Source organism: Kribbella sp. NPDC051620 (genome assembly GCF_044453825.1).
GTDB lineage: Bacteria > Actinomycetota > Actinomycetes > Propionibacteriales > Kribbellaceae > Kribbella.
In genome coordinates this window covers 542,666-549,779 of sequence record NZ_JBITDB010000003.1, presented here as the reverse complement: position 1 = coordinate 549,779, position 7,114 = coordinate 542,666, and the positions used below count along the sequence as shown (strand labels likewise).

6 protein-coding genes are annotated in these 7,114 nt (G+C 68.8%); 3 read left to right on the top strand and 3 right to left on the bottom strand.

Annotated features, from left to right (window positions below):
* Nucleotides 1-934: 934 nt before the first annotated feature.
* The gene (locus ACIA12_RS15605) at nt 935-2,164 is read left to right on the top strand and encodes an FAD-dependent monooxygenase (protein ID WP_396367649.1); all 1,230 of its coding nucleotides are present in this window, start codon (nt 935-937) and stop codon (nt 2,162-2,164) included.
* A 69-nt stretch (nt 2,165-2,233) separates the two neighbouring features.
* Here ACIA12_RS15605 and ACIA12_RS15600 read toward each other — a convergent pair whose 3' ends face one another.
* The gene (locus ACIA12_RS15600; protein WP_396367648.1) at nt 2,234-3,232 is read right to left on the bottom strand and encodes a MarR family transcriptional regulator; all 999 of its coding nucleotides are present in this window, start codon (nt 3,230-3,232) and stop codon (nt 2,234-2,236) included.
* 128 nt (nt 3,233-3,360) lie between these two features.
* Between ACIA12_RS15600 and ACIA12_RS15595 the strand changes: the two genes are divergently transcribed.
* Together ACIA12_RS15595 and ACIA12_RS15590 are read left to right on the top strand one after the other, a co-directional pair.
* Nucleotides 3,361-4,239, top strand: coding sequence for an ABC transporter ATP-binding protein (locus tag ACIA12_RS15595; RefSeq protein WP_396367647.1), 879 nt, complete (start codon nt 3,361-3,363; stop codon nt 4,237-4,239).
* Nucleotides 4,239-5,078: an ABC transporter permease gene (locus ACIA12_RS15590; RefSeq protein WP_396367646.1), complete on the top strand. Its 840-nt coding sequence runs from the start codon at nt 4,239-4,241 to the stop codon at nt 5,076-5,078. The genes ACIA12_RS15595 and ACIA12_RS15590 overlap by 1 nt, the downstream gene beginning before the upstream one ends.
* A gap of 38 nt (nt 5,079-5,116) precedes the next feature.
* On the opposite strand, the gene ACIA12_RS15585 is transcribed toward ACIA12_RS15590, so the two are convergent.
* A complete protein-coding gene (locus ACIA12_RS15585) occupies nt 5,117-5,896 on the bottom strand; it encodes an alpha/beta fold hydrolase (RefSeq protein ID WP_396367645.1) in 780 nt (259 codons plus the stop codon).
* A 150-nt stretch (nt 5,897-6,046) separates the two neighbouring features.
* Nucleotides 6,047-7,057 (bottom strand): 1-aminocyclopropane-1-carboxylate deaminase, encoded by a 1,011-nt coding sequence (locus ACIA12_RS15580; RefSeq protein WP_396367644.1) that lies wholly within the window; start codon nt 7,055-7,057, stop codon nt 6,047-6,049.
* Between the last annotated feature and the right edge of the window lie 57 nt (nt 7,058-7,114).

Genomic DNA, 7,114 nt, shown 5'->3' with positions numbered 1-7,114 from the left:
ACTTACTGCGTCGGGTACGGCGGCTGGGCTGACTTACTGCGTCCGGTACGTCGGCTGCGCCAACCCGCCGTCCGGTACAGCGGCTGCGCTGGCAGACTCCGTCCGGGTACAGCGGCTGCGCCGGTAAGACGACGCCGAGCCCCGCGTCCCGTGCCTTCACGATGTACTTCAACTCAGGTCCGGCTGCGCTTGCACGCCCTCGGTACGCCGGTTGCGCGGGTCGACCGCGGGGTACGTCAGCTGCGCTTGCCCACACCCTCCGGTCCAGCGGCTGCGCCGGACCTCCCCGGTGGAGGCAAGGCTCTTGCGCTGTGGGCCCGGGCCCACATCCGACAAGCGCCCCATGTGCCCGGCCAACGTGCCGGTGGTGCTGGGCACCCTGGTGCTGACGGTGTTCTTCGCCCCCGAGGCGGAGGCGACCGGCCTGCACGCGAGGCCGGCTCGTGCGCGGGGCTCGCCCTGCCCGCCTGCGTCGCCGAGCGCCCATCCGCCCTCGCCTGGCGTGGATCACCTTGGGCACCCGCTAGTCGCCCGAACGGCAAAGGCGTGGCTGGCCGGTGCACAAGGTCGCTCGATCGACCGGGCGTGCGCGACTTTGGGCACCCGCTAGTCGCCCGAACGGCAAAGGCGTGGCTGGCCGGTGCACAAGGTCGCTCGGCCGACCGGGCGTGCGCGACTTTGGGCACGGGGCGGGCGGTCACCTTGGTTGGCGAGGACGTGACCGCCGGGTGTTCAAAGTCGGTGGTGGAGGCGGGGGTGGGGGGTGGGGGTGGGGGTGGATTTTGCGAGGGGCGTTCCGGATGAGGTTGCGCTTGCTCAGGCTTGCTTGGGTTTCTTTTGCTCGTGGGTAGAGGGCGGTCCCGGTCGTGCATGGTTCGGCGAGAGGCTGGTGCGACGGGGGTGTCGGCGTGCGGAGGGAAAGTAGCCTGCGTGGGTGACTTGGGATTTGGTGGTGGTCGGGGCTGGGCCGGCGGGTGCGGCGGCGGCGTTGGGGGCGTTGGCGGCTGAGCCTGGGATGTCTGTGTTGTTGCTTGATCGGCACGAGTTTCCGCGGGACAAGGCGTGCGGGGATGGGATTGCTCCGCAGGTGTTTGATCTGCTGGCGTCGGTCGGGGTCACGGGGTTGGTCGATGACCGTACGCCGATCCGTCGGCTGTCGTTGCGGCGTGGAGCGCTTGGGGTTGAGCGGTTGATGGCGCGGGAGGCGTATGTGGTTCCGCGGACTGTTTTTGACGAGCGGCTGGTTCTGGCGGCGGTGGCTGCTGGGGCGGTACTCCGCAAGCAGCGGGTGGCCCGGGTTGAGGTGCAGCCGTCGGCGGTGCTGGTCGATGACGTCGAGGCTCGCATGGTGGTGGGCGCCGATGGGGCGTACTCGATGGTCCGAGGGGCGTTGGGGCTGGTGGGTGGGCCGGTGGCGCTGGCGTTGCGGGGGTATGTGCCGACTCCCGTTGGCCGGGCTGGGCAGCAGGTGATCGTGTTCGGGACGGCCCGGCAGCCGTCGTACGCGTGGTCCTTCGACCGCGGAGACGGCTGGTCGAACGTCGGCTACGGCGAACAGTTGCGGACAGGACAGGAGCGGCCGACGCGCGCGGGGCAGGAGCGGACGGGGCAGGAGCAGCAGGACCGGGCGGAGCGGGCGGGGCGGGCGGAGCGGGAGCGGGTGGGGCGGGGGCGGTTGACTCGGGTGGGGATGTTGGGGGAGTTGGAGCGGTTGTTGCCGGGGGCAAGTGTTGGTGGGGTGGATTGGCGGGGGCATCACTTGCCGTTGGCGTCTTGGGCGTGGCGGCCGCAGGGTGGGCGGGTGATGTTGGTTGGTGATGCGGCTGGGTTGGTCAATCCGATGACTGGGGAGGGGATCTACTACGCGATTGCGACCGGGATGCTGGCGGGGAGGGCGGCGGCCGGTGCTTTGCGGCGAGGGTCGGGGGATGCGGGTACGGAGTACCGGCTGGCGGTGAAGGGGTTGTTGGGGCGGCATCTGCGGGATACGGCGTTGGCCGCTCGGCTGACTCGGTCGGGGCGGGTGCTGGATGCGGGGATCCGGGCGTCGGCGGCGGATCAAGCGGTTTTCGACAACCTGGTCGAGATCGGGCTGGCGGACGGGGTGCTGCGAGCTGGTGCGTTGCTCCGGATCGCACGAGAGATCGGGAGGGGATTGTCATGATGCTTGCGGGACCTGGGTCGTAGGCGACGGAGGTGGGCCGGCCGGGCAATCCAGGGTGCGTGGTCGGTACTACGACGAGCGGTTGCTCGGCGTACCGGTGGAATGGTTGCGCGCGGCGGCCAGGGCTTGGGGGTGAGCGAGGGCTGTGAGGGCTTGGCGTTGGGGGGTGGTCAAGCGGGTGACGGTGACGGTGATGGTGTAGGTGCCGGGGGCAACTGTTGTCAGCGCCAGCGGGTCGGTGTTGTAGGTCTCGGCGGTGGTCAAGGCGGTGGTGACGCGGTTGAGTGACCAGGCGAGGGCGGTGGCGAGTTGGTCTGTGGTGAGGGGGTGGTGGGCATGGATCAGCGCGGCGAGGATTGTCGCGGTGTCTTCGGCGACCTCGGGGTCGGGGCCGAGGCTGGACATGTCGTCGCTGAGTTGCTGGAAGAACTGGCTCATCCGGTCGAGCCGCTCGCCTGCGGGGGTCGCAGGGTTGAAGAGTTCGGCGCCCTTGCGCGCGGTGCCGGCCCAGTTGGCGTTGGCGCGGGCGCTCGTCCGCCAGGCCTGGATCCAGATGTCCTCGGCGATCAGGTAGTGCTCGTGGCGCTTGCCGGGGTCGGGCTCGCGGCGTACCAGTTCGAGGCCTTCGAGGTAGTTGATCGCCTTGGAGATGGAGGCTGGGCTGACCTTGAGTTCGCGGACCAGGTCGGCGGCGGTGAGGCTTGGGGTGTCCGTTGTGTAGAGGCGGGCGAGGACGCGCGACGCCATCCGGGGCAGGCCCGTCTCAACCATTGTTTCGGCGAAGAGTTCGGCATAGTCGCGGACGGCTGCGCGGTCGCGGCCGTACGCGTCGGTGGTGGGACTGTCGGCCTCCGGGGTTGGGCGTTTGCGGCGGCGGGCGCGGGAGCCGGTGGCGAGCTGGGCGTGCTCCGCGCGGTACCCGGTACGGCCGCCGTTGCGGCTGACTTCGCGGCTGATCGTTGACGTGGGGCGGTCGAGTTCGCGCGCGATCTCGGCGTACCCGTGGCCTTCGATCAGCCGGGCGGCGATCAGCCGACGCTCCTCGTGGGTCAGCCGTCCTCCTGGCATCGACGGCCTCCCGGGGTTGCGTTCGCTGTCAAAGTCATTGCAACAATAGCCCAGATCTGCTGATTTTGTGAGGGATTGGCAAGGTCAGTGCGTTGCCAGTGGTGGAAACGCAACGTAGCTTCCGGGATATGACTGAGGTTGTTCTCGAGGTGGACGGACTGCGGATGCGGTACGGCGACACCGATGTTCTGCATGACGTGACGCTGCGGGCGCGGCGGGGCGAAGTCCTGGCGTTGCTCGGTCCGAACGGCGCCGGCAAGACGACGACGATCGAGATCCTGGAAGGGTTCCGGCTGCGGTCCGCGGGACGGGTCTCGGTGCTTGGCGTGGATCCGGCCGAGGGCGACGAGCGGTGGCGGGCGCGGCTGGGCGTCGTACTGCAATCGTGGCGGGATCACGGCAAGTGGCGGGTACGGGAATTGCTGGCGCATCTCGGCGAGTACTACGCCCCCTACTCGACCGCCGACGTGCAACGGCCCTGGGATGCCGATGAGTTGATCGCCGCCGTCGGGCTGACTGAGCACGCCGGGCAGAAGATCAAGACGTTGTCGGGTGGGCAGCGGCGCCGGCTCGACGTCGCGATCGGGATCGTCGGGCGCCCGGAGGTGCTGTTCCTGGACGAGCCGACGGCTGGGTTCGATCCGGTGGCACGGCATGAGTTCCACGAATTGGTGGCGCGGCTGGCGGCGGAGGAGGGGACGACGGTGTTGCTCACCACGCATGATCTCGACGAGGCCGGCAAGCTTGCGGATCGCATCCTGGTGCTGGCCGGCGGGCGGATCGTTGCTGCTGGCACCGAAGTTGAGTTGACCCGGCAGATCGCGGGGGAGGACGAGGTTCGGTGGACTGTCGGCGGGCAGCGGTTCAGGGAGTCGGTGGCTGAGTCGACCGCCTTTGTGCGCGGGCTTTTCGGCCGGTACGGCGAAGCGCTGACCGAGCTGGAGGTCCGGCGGGCAACGCTCGAGGACACGTATCTGACGCTGGTACGACAGAACGAGGTGGCGTGATGAGCCCGCGGATGAGAGCGGTCCGGACCGGTTGGCGGCGCGGGGTGATCGAGTTGCGGCAGTCCTTCACCAATCCGGGCGAACTGGTCAGCCACTTCCTCTGGCCGGTGCTGTTGCTGATCGCCTTGTACTTCCTGCGCGACAAGTCGTTCGGGTCGACCGGGTTCGGGCTGGGCGCGCTGGCGCTGCCGAGCATGCTCGGGATGAACGCGGCGATGGGCATGATCAGCATGAGCCAGCAGCTCACGGCCGACCGCGAGGACGGCACGCTGCTGCGGGCGAAGGCGACGCCTGACGGGATGGTCGGGTACCTGGTGAGCAAGGTGGTATCGGTCGCCGGTGGGTTGATTGTCGACCTGGCGATACTGCTGATCCCTGGGTTGTTGATCGTCCGTGGGCTTTCGGTGGAGCGGCCGTTGACCTTGCTGTGGGTGCTGGTACTCGGGTTGCTGGCGACATTGCCGATCGGGGCTGTGCTGGGGTCGGTGTTCACGAGTGCGCGGTCGCAGGGGCTGATCCAGTTGCCGGTGCTGGCGCTGATCGGGGTGTCGGGGATCTTCTACCCGGTGACCGCGCTGCCGGGCTGGTTGGAGTTCGTGGCGCAGTTGACGCCGATCTACTGGCTCGGGTTGGGGATGCGGTCGGCGCTGCTGCCCGCGGATGCGGTCGCGGTCGAGATCGGGGAGTCGTGGCGGCACCTGGAGATGGTCGGCGTGCTTGGCGTGTGGGCGGTGGTGGGGTTGCTGGTGGCTCCCGTAGTACTGCGTCGGATGGCGAGGCGGGAGTCGGGGTCGAGCGTGGCCGGCCGTCGGGAGAGGGCGTTGCAGCGGATGGGGTGAGCTCGTTTGCCTTTAGGGGCAGGCGCGGAGTACCAGGCCTAGGGCGTTGGGTTGAGGAAGTCGCGGACGAGTTGGCTCGCGATTGTCCGGTACTCGTGGAAGTACGCGTGCCGGGCGTTGGGGAGGACGTGGGCGCGGGCGTCGGGGATGCGGGTGGCGAGAAGGTCGGCGTTGGCGGCCGGGCTGAAGAGGTCGTCGGCGCCGTGGAGGATCAGGGTGGGGGCCTTGATGTTCGGGAGTTCGTCCCAGGCGTCATGGTTGTTGCTGGCAACGAGATGGCGACCTCGGGCGTACGTCGGCATGGTGCGGTCGCCCAATACGTAGTACGGGCCGGGGTTGTTCGCCAGCCAGGCCGGGGTGTACATGAGGTCGAGGAGGATGCGGTCGCGGCCGGCCTGGTCGGCTTGAGCGAGGGCTCGACGGATCTCGTGGCTGCGTTCGTGGCCGTGCTTCTTGCCGGGTGACGTGCAGCCGAGGACGAGTCTGCGTACCCGCTGCGGATATCGGGCCGCGAGCCATTGCGCGACCCGGCCGCCCATCGAGGTGCCGTAGACGTCGGCCGACTCGATGCCGGCATCGTCGAGTACCGCGATCACGTCGTCCGCGAAGCCTTCGGTGCTGTAGACGACGTCCGGCCGGTCGGAGTCGCCGGTACCACGCCAATCGAGCGTGATCGTCCGGTACCCGCCGAAGTCTGCCCGGACCGGGTCCCACCAGTGATGGCTGTTCGCCTGCCCGGCCAGCAGAACCAACGGCGGCCCCTCGCCGTCCAGTTGGTAGGCGACCCGAGTCCCATCGGCCGCAAGCGCAGTACCCATAACCCTCCTCATCTCACCACCCTCCACCCCACCCGCCACCCACCGGCGCGCCCGCGGCGATGCCGGCGACTTTGGGCACGGGGTGGGCGGCAGAGGCGTGAGGGCGTGGCTGGTGGGTGCTCAAGGTGGGGGCGGAGTGGGTGGGGAGGGTCAAGACTTGAAGAGGGCTGAGTAGGCGTTGAGGGCTGGTTGGCCGCCTAGGTGGGCGTAGAGGACGGTGGAGGTGCGGGGGATTTCGGCGGTGCGGACCAAATCGATCAGGGCGGCCATCGACTTGCCTTCGTAGACGGGGTCGAGGATGACGCCTTCGAGGGAGCCGGTGAGGCGGATGGCGTCCAGGGTGGATTGGACGGGGATGCCGTAGTACTCGCCGGCCCAGCCTTCGAGGACGGTGATTTCGTCGTCGCGGAGGTCGCGGGGGAGGCCGATCAGGGCGGAGGTGTTGTGGGCGATCTTCTCGACCTGGGCGCGGGTCTCGTCGATCTTGGCGGAGGCGTCGATGCCGAGTACCCGGCGCGGGCGGTCCTGGCCGGCGAAGCCCGCGATCATGCCCGCGTGGGTCGAACCGGTGACCGAGCAGACGACGATGGTGTCGAAGAAGACGCCCAGTGCCTCTTCTTGAGCCTGTACTTCGTCCGCCCAGTTCGCGAAGCCGAGACCGCCGAGCGGGTGATCGGAGGCGCCCGCGGGGATCGCGTACGGGACACCGCCCTCGGAGCGGATCTGCTCGAGCGCGTTCTCCCAGCTCTCCTTGAAGCCGATGCCGAAGCCTGCCTCGACGAGTTCGATGTCGGCGCCCATGACGCGGGAGAGCAGGATGTTGCCGACCCGGTCGTTGACCGCGTCGGGCCAGTCGACCCAGCTCTCCTGGACCAGGCGCGCCTTGAGGCCGAGCGAGGCGGCGACGGCTGCGACCTGGCGGGTGTGGTTGGACTGGATGCCGCCGATGGTGACGAGGTGGGTCGCGCCTTGGGCCAGCGCGTCGGGTACCAGGTACTCGAGCTTGCGCGTCTTGTTGCCACCGAACGCGAGCCCGGAGTTGCAGTCCTCTCGCTTGGCCCAGATCTGCGCTCCACCGAGATGGTCGGACAACCGCTTCAGCGGATGTACCGGGCTGGGGCCGAAGGTGAGGGGATGACGCGGGAAGTCGCTGAGGCTCATCGGGGAGATCCTGTCGTTGGCGGCCGGACCGGCATGCAATATATTGCACGCGGAACC